A 16,123-nucleotide genomic window follows, 5' to 3' on the forward strand; every position below is an offset into this window, starting at 1 on the left:
GCCAAAAAGACTGCAGATCATTTCTTGACTTCGTCTTTCGCGCCCCCTGCGCTCGGCTGCCCGGTCCCCTTCGATCTCTCCAGACAGATTCAAATGACCATCGTCCGCTCCATGCGCGTGCTCGACGTGCGCTTTCCCACCTCGCAGCATCTGGACGGTTCGGATGCGATGAACCCCGACCCCGACTACTCGGCGGCCTACGTCGTGCTCGAGACCGACCAGCCCGGACTGGAGGGCCACGGCCTCACCTTCACCATCGGCCGCGGCAACGAGATCTGCTGCGCGGCCATCGAGGCCATGCGGCATCTCGTGGTGGGGCTCGACCTCGCATGGGTGGCCGAGGACATGGGCCGCTTCTGGCGGCACGTGACCTCCGACAGCCAACTGCGCTGGATCGGCCCCGACAAGGGCGCGATCCATCTCGCAACCGGCGCGATCGTCAATGCGATGTGGGACCTGTGGGCCAAGTCCGAAGGCAAGCCCGTGTGGCAGCTGGTGGCCGACATGTCGCCCGAGGAACTGGTGCGCTGCATCGACTTCCGCTACATCACCGACTGCATCGCGCCCGACGAGGCGCTCGCGCTGCTGCGCGAGGCATCGAAGGGCAAGCAGGAACGCATCGCCACGTTGAAGGCCGAGGGCTACCCCTGCTACACCACCTCCGCCGGCTGGCTGGGCTACCCCGACGAGAAGCTGCGGCGGCTCGCGCAGGAGGCGATCGACGCGGGCTTCAGCCACATCAAGCTCAAGGTGGGGCGCGACCTGCAGGACGACATTCGCCGCCTGAAGGTGGCGCGCGAGGTGCTCGGGCCGGACCGGCACCTGATGATCGACGCCAACCAGGTCTGGGAGGTGGGCCAGGCCATCGACTGGGTGCGTCAGCTCGCCTTCGCCAGGCCGTGGTTCATCGAGGAGCCCACCAGCCCCGACGACGTGGAGGGCCACCGCAGGATCCGCGAGGGTATCGCCCCCGTGAAGGTGGCCACGGGCGAGATGTGCCAGAACCGCATCATGTTCAAGCAGTTCATCATGCGCGGCGGCATCGACGTGGTGCAGATCGACGCCTGCCGGCTCGGCGGCGTGAACGAGATCCTCGCGGTGATGCTGATGGCCGCGAAGTACAAGCTGCCCGTATGCCCCCATGCGGGCGGCGTGGGGCTGTGCGAGTACGTGCAGCACCTCTCGATGATCGACTACCTCTGCATCTCCGGCACTCGCGAGGGCCGCGTGGCCGAGTACGTCGATCATCTGCACGAGCATTTCGTGGAGCCCTGCGAAGTCCGCAATGCGGCCTACATGCCGCCGAAGCGGCCGGGCTTCTCCATCGAGATGAAGGCGCAATCGCTGGAGCAGTACCGCTTTCGCGGATAAGGAAAGGCATCGCACGACATGGATCTGCATCTGAAGGACAAGGTGGTGATCGTCACCGGCGGCGGCAGCGGCATCGGCGCGGCCATCTCGACGACGCTGGCGCAGGAAGGCGCGGTGCCGGTGATCCTCGGCAAGAACCCGCTCGATGCTTCCTTCGAGGAAGGGCTTCGCGGGCTGCAGCCGCGCACGCGCTTCTTCCAGCTGGAGCTGATGGAAGAGGCTGCCTGCGCCAAGGCCGTTGCCGACACGGCTGCCGAGTTCGGCCGCATCGACGGGCTGGTCAACAACGCGGGCGTGAACGACAGCGTGGGGCTGGAGGCGGGCCGCGATGCATTCGTCTCCTCGCTGGAGCGCAACCTCATCCACTGCTACGTGATGGCGCACCACTGCCTTCCGCACCTGAAGGCGAGCAGGGGCGCCATCGTCAACATCTCGTCGAAGACGGCGGTCACGGGGCAGGGCAACACCAGCGGCTATACGGCGGCCAAGGGCGCGCAGCTGTCGCTCACGCGCGAATGGGCCGCCTCGTTGCTGGAGGACGGCGTGCGCGTGAACGCGGTGATCCCGGCCGAGGTGATGACGCCGCTCTACCAGCGTTGGATATCCGCGTTCGACGAGCCCGACCGCAAGCTCGCCGACATCACCGACAAGATCCCGCTGGGCCGCCGCATGACCACGCCCGAGGAGATCGCGAACAACGTCGTGTTCCTGCTGTCGGAGCGGGCCTCGCACACGACCGGTCAATGGGTGTTCGTGGATGGCGGCTACACGCACCTGGACCGTGCGCTGACCTGATCGCTTCGCAGTCCTGACTGGAGTTGTGCATGCGCCATTTCCTTGCTCTCGATTTGAAAGACGACCCGGCACTGATCGCCGAATATGAGGCTTATCACCACGATATCTGGCCCGAGGTGCGCGCGCATCTGGATTCGCATGGCGTGACGGCCATGGAAATCCATCGGATCGGCACGCGGATGGTGATGCTGATGGAAACCGACGACGCCTGCTACGACGCCCAGGCAATGGCTCTCGCCACGCGCACCAATCCGAAGATCAGGCAGTGGGAAGAGCTGATGTGGAAGTTCCAGGCACCCACGCCATGGACGCCGGAAGGCGAGAAATGGACCGCGATGCAGCAAATCTTCTGCTTGTAATCAAAAGATTCAAGTTTGATCGAGCTTCGGTTTTTTGCCCGGGTTTACATTTACTGGGCACAATGCCGGCCATGCCAAACATTGCATCCATTCTTAAATCCGAGATCTCGCGCGTCGCCCGCAAGGAAGTTCGCGCGGAAATGGAAACCCTCAAGAAGGCATCGGTTCACCATCGTGCGGCCATTGCGGCATTGCGCCGCCAGATCAGTTCGCTGGAAAAGGAACTGCGCAACGTCGCCAGGGGCACCTCCCGCGGCGTACGGGCGAGCGCACCGGACGATTCCGGCGATGAAGGTCCCAAGCGCAGGTTCAGCGCCGGCCGCCTGGCTGCGCATCGCGCGAAGCTGGGCATCTCCGCGGCCGCCTACGGAAAGCTGGTCGGCGTTTCCGGCCAGACGATCTATCACTGGGAACAGGGCAAGGCCAGGCCCAGGGCCGCGCAGCTGCTGAGCCTCGCGGCCGTGCGAGGGCTAGGCAAGCAGCAGGTGGCACAGCGGCTGGAAGGGGCGGAATAGCCCCTTTTTTATTGCCCGCTTCAGTGATCGTGGTGCAGGTAGCTCGCCTGCCTCGGCAGCCTCAGGCTCACGAGGAAGGCGATGACCATCATCGCGCTCACGTACCAGAAGAAGGCCGATTCGTGCCCCATTGACTTGAGGCCCAGCGCCACGTATTCGGCCGAGCCCCCGAAGATCGCGTTCGCCACCGCGTAGGCCAGCCCCACGCCCAGGGCGCGCACTTCGGGCGGGAACATCTCGGCCTTCACGATGCCGCTGATCGAGGTGTAGAAGCTCACGATGGCCAGCGCCACGATGATGAGCACGAATGCCAGCACCGGGCTCGTGGTGTGCTGCAGCGCGGTGAGGATGGGCACTGTCGTCAGCGCGCCGAGTCCGCCGAACAGCAGCATGTTGTTGCGCCTCCCGATGCGGTCCGACAGCGCGCCGAACACCGGCTGCATGCACATGTAGACGAAGAGTGCGCAGGTCATCACGTAGCTCGCCGTCTTGATCGGCAGGTGCACCGTGTTCACCAGGTACTTCTGCATGTAGGTGGTGAAGGTGTAGAAGATCAGCGAGCCGCCGGCCGTGTAGCCCAGCACCGTGAGGAACGCCGGCGTGTGGTGCCTGAAGAGGCCGCCGATGCTGCCGGCTTCCTTGTTCTTCCTGGCCTCGTCGGTCTGCGTCTCGTGCAGCGTGCGGCGCAGCAGCAGTGCCACCACCGCGGCGATGGCGCCGATCACGAAGGGAATGCGCCAGCCCCACGCCTTGAGCTCGGCCTCGGTCAGCAACTGCTCGAGCACCACGATGACTAGCACCGCGAGCAGCTGTCCGCCGATCAGCGTGACGTACTGGAACGACGAGAAGAAGCCGCGCTGCCCGCGCAGCGCCACCTCGCTCATGTAGGTGGCGGTGGTGCCGTATTCGCCGCCCACCGAGAGGCCCTGGAACAGCCGGAAGACCAGCAGCAGGAAGGGCGCCCATGCGCCGATCTGCGCATAGGTGGGCAGGAAGGCGATGACCAGCGAGCCGCCGCACATCATCGTCACCGAGATCAGCATCGAGGTCTTGCGCCCCAGCCGGTCGGCCAGCCGCCCGAAGAGCCATCCGCCGATGGGCCGCATGAGGAAGCCCGCGGCGAACACGCCCGCGGTGTTCAGCAGTTGCGCTGTGGGGTCGGACTTGGGAAAGAAGGCCGGCGCGAAGTACAGCGCCGAGAAGGCGTACACGTAGAAGTCGAACCATTCGACCAGGTTGCCGGAGGAGGCCGCCATGATCGCGAAGACGCGGTGGCGTTTTTCTTCGGCCGTGTAGTGCGGGGGAGATGAAGCAGAGGCCGCTGGGCCTCCCGAGGTAGGCGTGACTGCGCTCATGGTGCCTTCTTGTGCCGTGCAGGCAATGTGTTGTTTCCAAAACATTCTGCGCCGGCATGTGACGCGCGCGTGTCGGCCGATGCCGCATCGGCCTCCCTCCGACATGGCTTTCCGGGGGGCTCGGGTGCTAGCTCAGAAGGTACCCGGCAGCAGGATGCTCGAGTCGACCTCGTCGATGTTCGTGCGGCCGCAGAAGGCCATCGTGATATCGAGCTCCTTCTGGATGATCTGCAGCGCGCGCGTCACGCCTTCCTGCCCGAAGGCGCCCAGGCCGTAGAGGAAACTGCGGCCGATGAGCGTGCCGCGGGCGCCCAGCGCGCGGGCCTTGAGCACGTCCTGCCCGCTGCGGATGCCGCCGTCCATCCACACCTCGATCTCGCTGCCCACCGCATCGACGATGGCCGGCAGCGCCGCGATGGAGGAGGGCGCTCCATCGAGCTGGCGGCCGCCGTGGTTCGACACGATGAGCGCGTCGGCGCCGCTGGAGGCCGCGAGGCGCGCGTCCTCCACGTCCATGATGCCCTTGAGGATGAGCTTGCCGCCCCAGAGCTTCTTGATCCACTCCACGTCGGCCCAGCTCAGCGCGGGGTCGAACTGCTCGGCGGTCCACGACGACAGCGACGACAGGTCCTTCACGCCCTTGGCATGGCCCGCGATGTTGCCGAAGGTGCGGCGCTTCGTGCCCAGCATGCCCATGCACCAGCGCGGCTTGGTGGCGAGGTTGATGAGGTTCTTGAGGGTGGGCTTGGGCGGTGCGGTGAGGCCGTTCTTGATGTCCTTGTGGCGCTGGCCGAGGATCTGCAGGTCGAGCGTGAGTTGCAGGGCGGTCACGTTGGCGGCCTTGGCGCGCTCGATCAGGCGCTCGATGAAGTCGCGGTCCCTCATCACGTAGAGCTGGAACCAGAAGGGATGGCGGCCGGTGTTCTCGGCGATGTCTTCCAGCGAGCAGATGCTCATGGTGGACAGCGTGAAGGGAATGCCGAAGGCCTTGGCGGCGCGCGCGCCGAGGATCTCTCCGTCGGCGTGCTGCATGCCGGTGAGGCCGGTGGGCGCGATGGCCACGGGCATCGCGGTTTCCTGGCCGACCATGGTGGTGCGCAGCGAGCGGCCCTCCATGTTCACCGCCACGCGCTGGCGCAGCTTGATCTTCTGGAAGTCGCTCTCGTTGGCGCGGTAGGTGCCCTCGGTCCACGCGCCGGAGTCGGCGTAGTCGTAGAACATCTTCGGCACGCGCCGCTTGGCGATCACCCGCAGGTCTTCGATGTTGGTGATCTTGGAAAGGTCGGGCACGGGCGGTCTCCTGGCGGGTTCTCTTGGTGGATCGGCGGAAGCTAACCGGCCATTATCTGCAGGCAGGGCGGGGCGCCACCTGAAAAAAGCCGGCCCTGCTGCTGAAAAAAATTCAGCCCGACAGCCTGATCAGGCCGCGCGCTCGCGCAAGGCCTCGCGCAGCCATTCGACGAAGGTGGCGCACTCCCACCGCTCCATGGCACCGGGCTTCCAGCACAGGAAGTAGGCGTTGGGCGAGGGCACGCTGCGCCGCGACAGCCGCACCAGCCGGCCGTTGTCGAGCCAGGCGCTGCCCAGGCGCAGGTGCATCAGCACCACGCCGAAGTCTTCCGCCGCGGCATCCAGCGCCAGCCCGAGGTCGTTGAACTGGTGGCCCGTGGCGGGCTCGGGCAGGCCGATGCCGCAGGCCTTGAACCAGGTGCGCCACGACTCCAGCGGCGTGCGCAGCAGCTGCGCGCGCGACACCTCGGCGTCGGTCTCGAAGCCTTCGAAGGGTCCGTGGCGTTCGAGGTAGGCGGGGCTGCACACCGGCGAGACGTCGTCGGCCAGCAGCTGGGCGAACTCGCGGTCATGGAAGGGGCCGGTGCCGAAGCGCAGCTCGATGTCGGCCTCTTCCGCCGTGGTGTTGCGCACCGGCATGGTCACCTGCAGCATCAGCTCGATGTTCGGGTACGCGTCGCGAAAGCGCGCCAGCCGGGGCAGCAGCATCTGGCGCGAGAAGGTCGGCGTGACCGCCACGCGCAGCCGCCGCACCTGCGACTCGGGCTCGCGCCCCGGCACCTGCCGCAGCGCAGCGATGGCCTCGCGCACGCGCGCCAGGTAGGCCATGCCGTCGGCGCTGAGGCTGAAGTCGCTGCCGGTGAAGAACTTGAGTCCGAGCAGCAGCTCGAGCTGGCGGATACGGTGGCTCACGGCGCTGGGCGTCACGGCGAGCTCCTCGGCCGCGAGGTTCACGCTGCGCAGCCGTGCGACGGCCTCGAAGGCCTGCAGGCCCTGTGTCGAGGGGAGACGCGGAGAAACCATCTTTTGTCGGAAGGGGTAGCGGGGTAGGATGGTATCGAACGCTTCCGGCCCTGCCCCGGCCGAAGCACCGGCTCAGAAGAATTCCCAAAACAACAGGAGACGAGCGCATGGTCTGGCAACAGGTTTACAACCCCTTCGGCAACATGATCGTATCGACGGCGCTGGCCGCGATACCGGTGGTGGTGATGCTGGTGTGCCTCGGGTTGCTTCACGTCAAGGCGCACTATGCGGCGGGGCTGGGCCTGCTGAGCGCTGTGCTCATCGCGGTGTTCGCCTTCGGCATGCCGGCCGACATGGCGGGCAAGGCCGCCTTCCTCGGCGGCATCACCGGCCTGCTGCCCATCGGCTGGATCGTGCTGAACATCATCTTCCTGCAGCAGCTCACTCAGCAGAACGGCAGCTTCCAGATACTGCAGGACTCCATCGCCGGCATCACGGAAGACAGGCGCCTGCAGCTGCTGCTCATCGCGTTCGCCTTCGGCGCCTTCTTCGAGGGCGCGGCGGGCTTCGGCACGCCGGTGGCGGTCACCGCGGCCATCCTCATCGGGCTCGGGTTTTCGCCGCTGGCGGCATCGGGACTCTCGCTCATCGCGAACACCGCGCCGGTGGCCTTCGGCGCATTGGGCACGCCGGTCATCACGCTGGCCAAGGTGCATGGCTACGACCTGATGGCGGTCACCGCGATGATCGGGCGGCAGCTGCCGTTCTTCTCGCTGCTGGTGCCCTTCTGGCTCATCTGGGCCTTCGCGGGGCGCAAGGGAATGATGGAGGTGTGGCCGGCCATCCTGGTGACGGGCGTGTCCTTCGCGATTCCGCAGTTCCTGGTGTCGAACTACATCGGGCCGGAGCTGGTGGACATCATCGCGGCCATCGTCTCGATGGTGTGCCTGGTCGCGTTCCTGCGCGTGTGGAAGCCGAAGAAGGTCTGGACCTCGGTGTCGCTCAAGGGGCACGAGGCCGATGGCGGCGAGGCCTCCGCGGCCGTCGCGCCGACGAAGCATTCCAGCGCCGCCGTGATCCGCGCCTGGACGCCATGGCTCATCCTCACCGTGTTCGTGTTCATCTGGGGCCTGCCCTCGGTGAAGACCTGGCTCAACGGCATCTTCGCGCCGAGCTTCCCGATCGACGGGCTGCACAACATGGTCGAGAAGGTGGCGCCGGTGGTGCCCAAGCCGACGAAGGAGGGCGCCGTCTACCAGCTGCTGCTGCTCTCGGCCACGGGCACCGGCATCCTGGTGTCGGCGCTCGTGGGCGGGCTGGTGATGAAGTACAACCCGATCCAGCTCGTGGCCGCCTACGGCCGCACGCTGTGGCTGGTGAAGTTCTCGCTGCTCACCATCGTGCTGATGCTCGCGCTGGGCACGCTCACGCGCTACTCGGGGCTGGACACCACGCTCGGCCTCGCCTTCGCCAACACCGGCGTGCTGTATCCCTTCTTCGGCACGCTGATGGGCTGGCTGGGCGTGGCGCTCACCGGCTCCGACACCGCATCGAACGTGCTCTTCGGCGGCATGCAGAAGGTGGCGGCCGACCAGCTCGGCCTGAGCCCGAACCTGATGGGCGCGGCCAACAGCTCGGGCGGCGTGATGGGCAAGATGATCGATGCGCAGTCGATCGTGGTGGCTTCCACCGCCACGCGCTGGTTCAACCACGAAGGCGAGATCCTGCGCTACGTGTTCTTCCACTCCATCGCGCTGGCCTGCCTCGTGGGCTTCTACGTGACGCTGCAGGCCTACGTGTGGCCGTTCACGCTGATGGTCGTGAAGTGACGGCTGCCGAGGCGGGCAGCGTCGCCGCCAGCGCCTGAAGCAGCCGGCGCAGGTCGTCGACCGCTTCGCGCGCGAGCGCGGCGCCGCCCATCTGCGCCTTGACGATGGCGCCGTCGACGCCCAGCGCGGCGGCCTGCGCAACGGCCATGCGGCGCGGGCTTTCCAGCGATTCGGGCAGCAGCCCGGCGATCACCTCGACCATCTCGCGCTTGTGCTCGCGCGAGATGTCGCTCGCGCCGCTCACGCTGCCGCCCACCTCGACCACCGAGTTGATGAAGGCGCAGCCGCGGAAGGCCGGGTCGGCGAACCATTCGGCCATGGCGTCGGCCAGCACCTCCAGCGCCTGGCCGCCGCCGATGCGCTGCTGCGCGCCGAGCCGGCCGAGCGCATCGACGAACCATGCCATCCACAGGCCGTGGCGGTGATCGAGGAAGGCCCGCACCAGGTCGTCCTTCGAGGGGTAGTGCCGGTAGAAGGTGACCTTGGTGACGCCAGATGCGGCGATGACGCGGTCGATGCCCGTGGCGCGGATGCCGTCGGCGTAGAAGAGGTCGTGCGCAGTGCGAAGGATGCGCTCGCGCGCCGGTAGTTCGGAGATGGAGGAGATGTCCATGGCGCGATTGTAGGCATGTAGACAGGTCTGTCTACATGTGGCACATTCCGGCGCATTCCCCTTCAACCTCGATCGAAAGAACCGCCATGGAATCACGCCCGCCGCTGCCGCCCTTCACCCTCGAATCCGCCACGCAGAAGGTGCAGGCCGCCGAAGACGCCTGGAACTCGCGCGACCCCGTTCGCGTGAGCCTGGCCTACACCCCCGACACCGAATGGCGCAACCGCGCCGAGTTCGTCAACGGCCGCGAGCAGGTGGTGGAGTTCCTGTCGCGCAAGTGGGCGCGCGAGCTCGACTACCGCCTCAAGAAGCAGCTCTGGGCCTTCATGGACAACCGCATCGCGGTGCGCTTCGAGTACGAGTGGCACGACGACGCGGGCCAGTGGTATCGCAGCCACGGCAACGAGAACTGGGAGTTCGCGGAGAACGGCCTGATGCAGAGGCGCTTCGCGAGCATCAACGACCAGCCCATCAAGGAATCGGACCGCAAGTTCCACTGGGCGCGCTGAGCCGCGCTGAACTGCGTTGCTCCCGCGTTGCCCTCCCCTCGGGGAGAGGGAGCAAGCCCCGGGCACGGCTGTTGCTTGCTTTTGGTGCATGGAGACGCCCGTACTGAACCCCGCCGCCAGCCACCCGCTGTGGCAGCACCAGCTCGGCCTGCTGCTGGAATCGACGGGCGAGGGCATCTTCGGCATCGACCTCGACGGCCACTGCATGTTCATCAACCGGGCTGGCGCGCAGATGCTCGGCCATGAGGTGGGCGACGTGCTCGGCTCCAACATGCACGAGCTCACGCACCACTCGCACCCCGACGGCTCGCATTACGCCGATACCGACTGCCCCATCTTCAACGCCTTCCGGCGCGGCCTGCCCTGCCGCATCGACACCGAGGTGTTCTGGCGGCGCGACGGCAGCGCCTTCGCGGTCGAGTATTCGAGCCACCCGATCATGGACGGCACGCAGGTGCGCGGCGCCGTCATCACCTTCGTCGACATCACCGAACGCCGGCGCCAGGCGGAGGCGCTTCAGCAGGCCAAGGACGAACTCGGCCTGCGCGTGCAGGAGCGCACCCGCGAGCTCAGCGATGCGCTGGCGCAGCTGCGCGAGCTCTCCGCATGGCTCGACAAGGTGCGAGAGGAGGAGCGCACCCGCATCGCACGGGAGGTGCACGACGAACTCGGCAGCCTGCTGGTGGCGCTGAAGATGGACGTCAACTGGATCGGCAAGCGCCTGGGCGAACAGCAGGAGCGTACGCCCGACGCGGCGCAGGCCATGCGCGAGCAGATGCGCTGCAAGTGCACGAACATGAGCCAGCTCATCGAGCGCGCGGTCGACAACGTGGGACGCATCATCACCGACCTGCGCCCCAGCATCCTCGACCACCAGGGCCTGTGGGCCGCGCTCGAATGGCAGGCGCACGAGTTCGTGCAGGCGGCCGAGCTGGAGCTGGACTGGCGCTTCGACGTGCCGCCCGGCGTGGAGCTGCCCGAGCCCGCGGCCATCGCGGTGTTCCGCATCTTCCAGGAGATGCTGAGCAACGTCGGGCGCCATGCCAGGGCGAGCAGCCTCGGCATCCGCATCGGCGTCGAGCAGGCGCGGCTGAGCATCAGCGTGCGAGACGACGGCGTCGGCGCGCCGGCGCAGGCCTTCGAGGCCGCCACCTCCTACGGCGTGCTCGGCATGCGCGAGCGAGCGCGCCACTTCGGCGGGCGCATCGACATCGAGAGCCGCGTGGGCGAGGGCAGCACCTTCCGGCTGCAGCTGCCGCTGCACGTGGATGCGCACGGAGGCGCGCAATGAGCGACATCCGCGTGCTCATCGGCGACGACCACCGCATCGTGCGCGAGGGCCTGAAGCAGATGCTGGGCGACCTCTCCAACGGACTGCCCGCGATGGTCGTGCGCGCCGAGGCGCAGACCGGCCCCGAGGTGCTGGAAGCCGTGCAGGCGCTCGGCGGACCCGAGGGCCTCGACGTGGTGCTGCTCGACATCGCCCTGCCTGGCCGCGACGGGCTCGACGTGCTGCAGGCGCTGCGCAAGCAATGGCCATCGCTTCCGGTGCTGATGCTGAGCACCTATCCGGAGAAGCAATACGCGGTGCGCTGCATCAAGCTGGGCGCATCGGGCTATCTCAACAAGAGCGCCGACGCCGACGACATGGTCGGTGCGGTGCGCAAGGTGGCGGGCGGCGGCCTCTACGTGTCCGCGGCCACGGCCGAGGCCTTGGCCTCGGCCGTGGGGCGAGGCGCCGGGCAGGGCGCCGAGGTGCTCTCGCACCGCGAGCACCAGGTGTACCGGCTGCTCAGCGCGGGGCACAGCGTGAGCGAAATCGGTGCGCAGCTGGGCCTGGCGCCCAATACCGTGAGCACATATCGCGCACGCATCCTCGAGAAGACCGGCACCAAGAACGACGTGGAGCTGGCCCTGTATGCCGAACGCCACGGCAAGCAGGGCTCTCCAGGCTGAAAAGAGCCCGAACGCGCCGCCGGCGTGCACCGGCTTGTAGTGCCAGCCCTACAAGGCCTCGACATCGGCGGCACGATCTGATGCCGCGAGCTCCGCAACGGCCTGCGCAGGGACTTTCCGGCCCGGCGCTTGCAACGGCGGCTGCATCTTTCCAACGAGGTGCACCACCATGTCCGACCCGCACGAACCGACCGCCTGCGATCCCTACGATGCCGACCGGCCGCTGAACATGCGCTGCGCCTGCGGGCGCGTGCATGGCGCGGAGCGCGCAGGCGTGCTGCCGCAGGACAAGCTGGAAGCCAGCCTCATGAAGGCGCTGTTCCCCGTCGACAGCGTGCGGCGCGGCTTCCTGCGCGCCGTGGGCGCGGGCACCGCGCGCGCGGCCATCGCCTCGGTGTTTCCGCTGGGCGCGCTGCAGGCCATGGCGCAGGAGAAGGCGCCGCTGGAGAAGACGAAGCTCAAGATCGGCTTCATTCCCATCACCTGCGCCACGCCGCTCATCATGGCGCACCCGCTGGGCTTCTATCAGAAGCAGGGCCTCGACGTGGAGGTGGTGAAGACGGCGGGCTGGGCGCTCATCCGCGACAAGATGCTCAACAAGGAGTACGACGCCACGCACTTCCTGTCGCCGATGCCGCTGGCCATCTCGATGGGCGCGGGCTCCAACGCGGTGCCCATGAACGTCGCGACCATCCAGAACACCAACGGCCAGGCCATCACGCTGGCCAACAAGCACAAGGACAAGCGCGACCCCAAGACCTGGAAGGGCCTGAAGTTCGCCGTGCCCTTCGAGTACAGCATGCACAACTTCCTGCTGCGCTACTACGTGGCGGAAGCGGGCCTGAACCCCGACACCGACATCCAGATCCGCGTGGTGCCGCCGCCCGAGATGGTGGCCAACCTGCGCGCCGGCAACATCGACGGCTACCTCGGCCCCGATCCGTTCAACCAGCGCGCGGTGTTCGAGGAGATCGGCTTCATCCACCTGCTGACCAAGGACCTGTGGAACGGCCACCCGTGCTGCGCCTTCGGTACGTCGAGCGAGTTCATCGAGAAGAACCCCAACACCTTCGCCGCGCTGGTGCGCTCGGTGCTCACCGCGTCGGCCATGGCGCGCGATCCGAAGAACCGCGAACTCATCGCCAAGGTGATCGCGCCCGCGCAATACCTGAACCAGCCCGAGACCGTGCTCACGCAGGTGCTCACCGGCAAGTTCGCCGACGGCCTGGGCAACATCCGCACCGTGCCGGACCGCGCCGACTTCGACCCGATCCCCTGGCAGTCGATGGCCGTGTGGATGCTCACGCAGATGAAGCGCTGGGGCTACGTGAAGGGCGACATCGACTACAGGCGTATCGCCGAGAAGGTCTTCCTGCTCACCGACGCGAAGAAGCGCATGAAGGACCTGGGCCAGCCGGTGCCCGATGGGGCGTACCCGAAGTTCACCATCATGGGCAAGGTGTTCGACCCCGCGAAGCCCGACGACTACCTCAAGAGCTTCGCCATCGCGAAGATGGCCTGAGCCATGCGGAAGAAGGCTCTTTCGTTCAAGGCGGCGCTGGTGTCGCTGCTGATGTTCCTGCTGCTGGTGGGCGTGTGGCAGGTCGCCACCGCACCGGCCGGCGGCACCTCCGCCGCGGCAGGCATGACAGCCGAGCAGATCGAATACCAGAAGATGCTCGGCAAGGACCCGACGCAGGGCCAGGTGAAGAGCTCGGGCTTTCCCACGCCCGCCGAGATGGCCGCCACCGCGTGGAAGCACCTGTCGAATCCGTTCTACGACAACGGCCCCAACGACAAGGGCATCGCCATCCAGCTGGCCTGGTCGCTGGCGCGCGTGGGCCTGGGCTTCGCGCTGGCGTGCATGGTGGCGGTGCCGCTGGGCTTCGTCATCGGCATGTCGCCGCTGCTGCACAAGGCCTTCGACCCTTTCATCCAGGTGCTCAAGCCGATCTCGCCGCTGGCGTGGATGCCGCTGGCGCTCTACACCATCAAGGACTCGTCGGTCAGCGGCATCTTCGTGATCTTCATCTGCTCGGTCTGGCCGATGCTGCTGAACACCGCCTTCGGCGTGGCCTCGGTCAAGCGCGAATGGCTCAACGTGGCCAGCACGCTCGAGGTGAAGCCGCTGCGCCGCGCGTTCCGCGTCATCCTGCCGGCGGCGGCGCCCACCATCCTCACGGGCATGCGCATCAGCATGAGCATCGCGTGGCTGGTCATCGTGGCAGCCGAGATGCTGGTGGGCGGCACCGGCATCGGCTACTTCGTGTGGAACGAGTGGAACAACCTGTCGCTCACCAACGTGATCTTCGCGATCCTTTTGATCGGCGTGGTGGGCATGCTGCTCGACCAGGCCTTCGCGGCGCTGCAGCGGAAGGTGACCTATGTGGAGTGAGCGCGCCGTTCCTGCCGCCCGAGGTGAAGCCATGACCCAGCCTGTCGTTTCCGCTGCCGTGGAGGCGCCGGGCGCCCGCGGCTTCCTGCGCGTGGAGGGCCTTGCCAAGGCCTTCATGCCCGCGCGGCCCGTGTTTGCCGACGTGTCGTTCACGCTCGATCGCGGCGAGTTCGTCTGCATCATCGGCCACTCGGGCTGCGGCAAGACCACCATCCTCAACGTGCTGGCGGGCCTCGACCAGGCGAGCGCGGGCCATGTCTTCATGGATGGGCGAGAGGTGGCCGGCCCCAGCCTGGAGCGCGGCGTGGTGTTCCAGAGCCATGCGCTCATGCCGTGGCTCACGGTGCGCAGGAACATCGCCTTCGCGGTGGTCTCGCGCTGGCCCGAGTGGTCGGCCGCGCAGGTCGATGCGCAGGTGGAGCGCTTCGTCGCCATGGTCGGGCTGCAGGCGGCCATCGACAAGAAGCCCTCGCAGCTCTCGGGCGGCATGAAGCAGCGCGTGGGCATCGCCCGCGCCTTCGCCATCAGCCCCAAGATGCTGCTGCTCGACGAGCCCTTCGGCGCCCTCGACGCGCTCACGCGCGGCACCATCCAGGACGAGCTGATGGCCATCGTGCGGCAGACGCAGCAGACCGTCTTCATGATCACGCACGACGTGGACGAGGCCATCCTGCTGGCCGACCGCATCCTGCTCATGAGCAACGGCACCGACCTGCCGCAGGGCGGGTACCGCGCGGGGAACATCGTCGAGACGGTGGTCAACCCGCTGCCGCGCGAGCGCACGCGCGCCTCGCTGCACCACCTCGACGGCTACTACGCGCTGCGCAACCACATCGTCGATTTCCTCGTCACGCGCGCGAAGGCGGCGTGACCTCGCCTTCACCCCTTCATCACGTTCATATCGATCAGGAGCAAACCCCATGAACCGCAACGACGTCACCGAGAAGATCATCGCCACCAAGGTCAGCAAGGGCATCCAGTGGGCCGACGTGGCCACGAAGGTCGGCCTCTCGAAGGAGTGGACCACCGCCGCCTGCCTCGGCCAGATGACGCTCGACGACAAGCAGGCGAAGATCATCGGCAAGATCTTCGGCCTCACCGCCGAGGAGCAGAAGTGGCTGAAGGTCGTGCCCTACAAGGGCTCGCTGCCCACGCCGGTGCCTACCGATCCGCTCATCTACCGCTGGTACGAGGTGGTGAGCGTGTACGGCACCACCATCAAGGAACTGATCCATGAGGAATTCGGCGACGGCATCATGAGCGCCATCGACTTCAGCATGGACATCCAGCGCGAGGCCGACCCGAAGGGCGACCGCGTCAACGTGGTGCTGTCGGGAAAGTTCCTGCCCTACAAGACCTACTGAGCGTATTCGGCCGGGCGCGGCCTCTGCTGCCTGGCAGGCGGGCGCATCGCCCCGGCCGTGATGCCGTAGCCCTCGATGGCGCCCGCGATCGAGCGTGCCACCGCATCAACGGGCACCGCGATGCGCCGGTTGGTGCGCATGCGTTCGCGTGCGTAGCTGGCCGCGATGCGCTCGGCCAGCGGATCGATGGGGCCGTGCACGTCGGGGCTCACCACCGTCACGTGCAGCCGGCCGGCATGCTCCTGCCGCAGGCCCTCGGAGACCGCGTTCACCGCGTACTGCGTGCCGTGGTACACCGCCGAGCCCGGCGACAGCCCATGCATCGCCACCGGCGCCACGTTCACGATGTGGCCCCAGCCCTGCTCCTGCATCGTCGGCAGCACCGCCGCGATGCCCAGCAGCACGCCGCGCAGGTTCACGTCGATCATGAGTTCCCACTCCTCGATCTTGCGGTTCCACAGCGGTGACATCGGCATTACGCCCGCGGCGTTGACGAGCACGTCGATCTGCTCGTGCGTCTCGAGCGCGAATTCGGCGAATGCTTCCATGTCGGGCCGGTGCGTCACGTCGAGGCGCTGGTAGCTCGCCGTTCCGCCCGTGGCCGTGATCTCCGCCGCGAGCGCGGCGAGCCTGTCGGTGCGGCGCGCACCGAGCACCACCTTGGCGCCGCGCCGCGCAAGCAGCCTGGCGGTCGCTTCGCCGATGCCGCTGCTCGCGCCGGTGATGAGTACGACTTTTTCCTGGATCGTGGTCATGGTGAACTCCTCGTGCTGATCTGTCTGCCGTGGGGCACACACTGGAATGAGCGT

At 67.1% G+C, this 16,123-nt stretch carries 17 protein-coding genes; 12 read left to right on the top strand and 5 right to left on the bottom strand.

From position 1 onward, the window contains the following. The first annotated feature begins 93 nt into the window (after positions 1–93). The 4 genes from ACTJLF_RS12695 to ACTJLF_RS12710 all read left to right on the top strand — a co-directional run bounded on the left by ACTJLF_RS12695 (position 94) and on the right by ACTJLF_RS12710 (position 3,040). On the top strand, positions 94–1,371 hold the full coding sequence (locus tag ACTJLF_RS12695; protein ID WP_440883195.1) for an L-fuconate dehydratase: 1,278 nt from the start codon (positions 94–96) through the stop codon (positions 1,369–1,371). 18 nt (positions 1,372–1,389) lie between these two features. Further along, on the top strand, positions 1,390–2,166 hold the full coding sequence (locus ACTJLF_RS12700) for an SDR family oxidoreductase (protein WP_184604281.1): 777 nt from the start codon (positions 1,390–1,392) through the stop codon (positions 2,164–2,166). A 29-nt stretch (positions 2,167–2,195) separates the two neighbouring features. Then, positions 2,196–2,525 (top strand): L-rhamnose mutarotase, encoded by a 330-nt coding sequence (locus tag ACTJLF_RS12705; protein ID WP_354327253.1) that lies wholly within the window; start codon positions 2,196–2,198, stop codon positions 2,523–2,525. A 71-nt stretch (positions 2,526–2,596) separates the two neighbouring features. Continuing rightward, positions 2,597–3,040 (top strand): helix-turn-helix domain-containing protein, encoded by a 444-nt coding sequence (locus ACTJLF_RS12710; RefSeq protein WP_440883196.1) that lies wholly within the window; start codon positions 2,597–2,599, stop codon positions 3,038–3,040. A 20-nt stretch (positions 3,041–3,060) separates the two neighbouring features. Here the strand turns inward: ACTJLF_RS12710 and ACTJLF_RS12715 are convergent, their stop codons facing one another. From ACTJLF_RS12715 to ACTJLF_RS12725, 3 genes are all read right to left on the bottom strand, one after another. Beyond that, positions 3,061–4,395 carry an MFS family transporter gene (locus ACTJLF_RS12715; RefSeq protein WP_440883197.1) on the bottom strand — a complete coding sequence of 445 codons (1,335 nt, stop codon included), beginning with the start codon at positions 4,393–4,395 and terminating at the stop codon, positions 3,061–3,063. 132 nt (positions 4,396–4,527) lie between these two features. Next, positions 4,528–5,685, bottom strand: coding sequence for an alpha-hydroxy acid oxidase (locus tag ACTJLF_RS12720; RefSeq protein ID WP_019654205.1), 1,158 nt, complete (start codon positions 5,683–5,685; stop codon positions 4,528–4,530). A gap of 129 nt (positions 5,686–5,814) precedes the next feature. Beyond that, complete coding sequence (locus tag ACTJLF_RS12725) at positions 5,815–6,708, bottom strand: LysR substrate-binding domain-containing protein (RefSeq protein WP_145760484.1); 894 nt, start codon at positions 6,706–6,708, stop codon at positions 5,815–5,817. Positions 6,709–6,815: 107 nt separating this feature from the next. On the opposite strand from ACTJLF_RS12725, the gene ACTJLF_RS12730 reads away from it, so the two are divergent. After that, complete coding sequence (locus tag ACTJLF_RS12730) at positions 6,816–8,477, top strand: L-lactate permease (RefSeq protein WP_145760483.1); 1,662 nt, start codon at positions 6,816–6,818, stop codon at positions 8,475–8,477. Here the strand turns inward: ACTJLF_RS12730 and ACTJLF_RS12735 are convergent. Further along, a complete protein-coding gene (locus tag ACTJLF_RS12735; protein ID WP_019654202.1) occupies positions 8,455–9,090 on the bottom strand; it encodes a TetR/AcrR family transcriptional regulator in 636 nt (211 codons plus the stop codon). The two genes, ACTJLF_RS12730 and ACTJLF_RS12735, sit on opposite strands and share 23 nt — an antisense overlap. An 86-nt stretch (positions 9,091–9,176) precedes the next feature. Between ACTJLF_RS12735 and ACTJLF_RS12740 the strand changes: the two genes are divergently transcribed. From ACTJLF_RS12740 to cynS, 7 genes are all read left to right on the top strand, one after another. Then, on the top strand, positions 9,177–9,599 hold the full coding sequence (locus tag ACTJLF_RS12740) for a nuclear transport factor 2 family protein (RefSeq protein WP_019654201.1): 423 nt from the start codon (positions 9,177–9,179) through the stop codon (positions 9,597–9,599). A gap of 88 nt (positions 9,600–9,687) precedes the next feature. After that, entirely contained in the window at positions 9,688–10,890 is a 1,203-nt protein-coding gene (locus tag ACTJLF_RS12745; RefSeq protein WP_126022572.1) for a sensor histidine kinase, read from the top strand. Then, positions 10,887–11,555, top strand: coding sequence for a response regulator transcription factor (locus tag ACTJLF_RS12750; protein WP_440883198.1), 669 nt, complete (start codon positions 10,887–10,889; stop codon positions 11,553–11,555). The genes ACTJLF_RS12745 and ACTJLF_RS12750 overlap by 4 nt, the downstream gene beginning before the upstream one ends. A 169-nt stretch (positions 11,556–11,724) precedes the next feature. Next, complete coding sequence (locus ACTJLF_RS12755) at positions 11,725–13,077, top strand: CmpA/NrtA family ABC transporter substrate-binding protein (RefSeq protein WP_126182798.1); 1,353 nt, start codon at positions 11,725–11,727, stop codon at positions 13,075–13,077. A 3-nt stretch (positions 13,078–13,080) separates the two neighbouring features. Further along, positions 13,081–13,950: a nitrate ABC transporter permease gene (gene ntrB, locus ACTJLF_RS12760; RefSeq protein ID WP_019654197.1), complete on the top strand. Its 870-nt coding sequence runs from the start codon at positions 13,081–13,083 to the stop codon at positions 13,948–13,950. A 31-nt stretch (positions 13,951–13,981) separates the two neighbouring features. Beyond that, positions 13,982–14,821: an ABC transporter ATP-binding protein gene (locus tag ACTJLF_RS12765; protein WP_132752459.1), complete on the top strand. Its 840-nt coding sequence runs from the start codon at positions 13,982–13,984 to the stop codon at positions 14,819–14,821. Between the two features lie 49 nt (positions 14,822–14,870). Beyond that, entirely contained in the window at positions 14,871–15,314 is a 444-nt protein-coding gene (gene cynS / locus ACTJLF_RS12770) for a cyanase (protein WP_019654195.1), read from the top strand. On the opposite strand, the gene ACTJLF_RS12775 is transcribed toward cynS, so the two are convergent. Continuing rightward, complete coding sequence (locus tag ACTJLF_RS12775) at positions 15,308–16,069, bottom strand: SDR family oxidoreductase (RefSeq protein ID WP_019654194.1); 762 nt, start codon at positions 16,067–16,069, stop codon at positions 15,308–15,310. The genes cynS and ACTJLF_RS12775 overlap by 7 nt on opposite strands. Between the last annotated feature and the right edge of the window lie 54 nt (positions 16,070–16,123).

The organism is Variovorax sp. 22077, assembly GCF_052044195.1.
In the GTDB taxonomy this organism is placed as follows: Bacteria; Pseudomonadota; Gammaproteobacteria; order Burkholderiales; family Burkholderiaceae_C; genus Variovorax; species Variovorax atrisoli.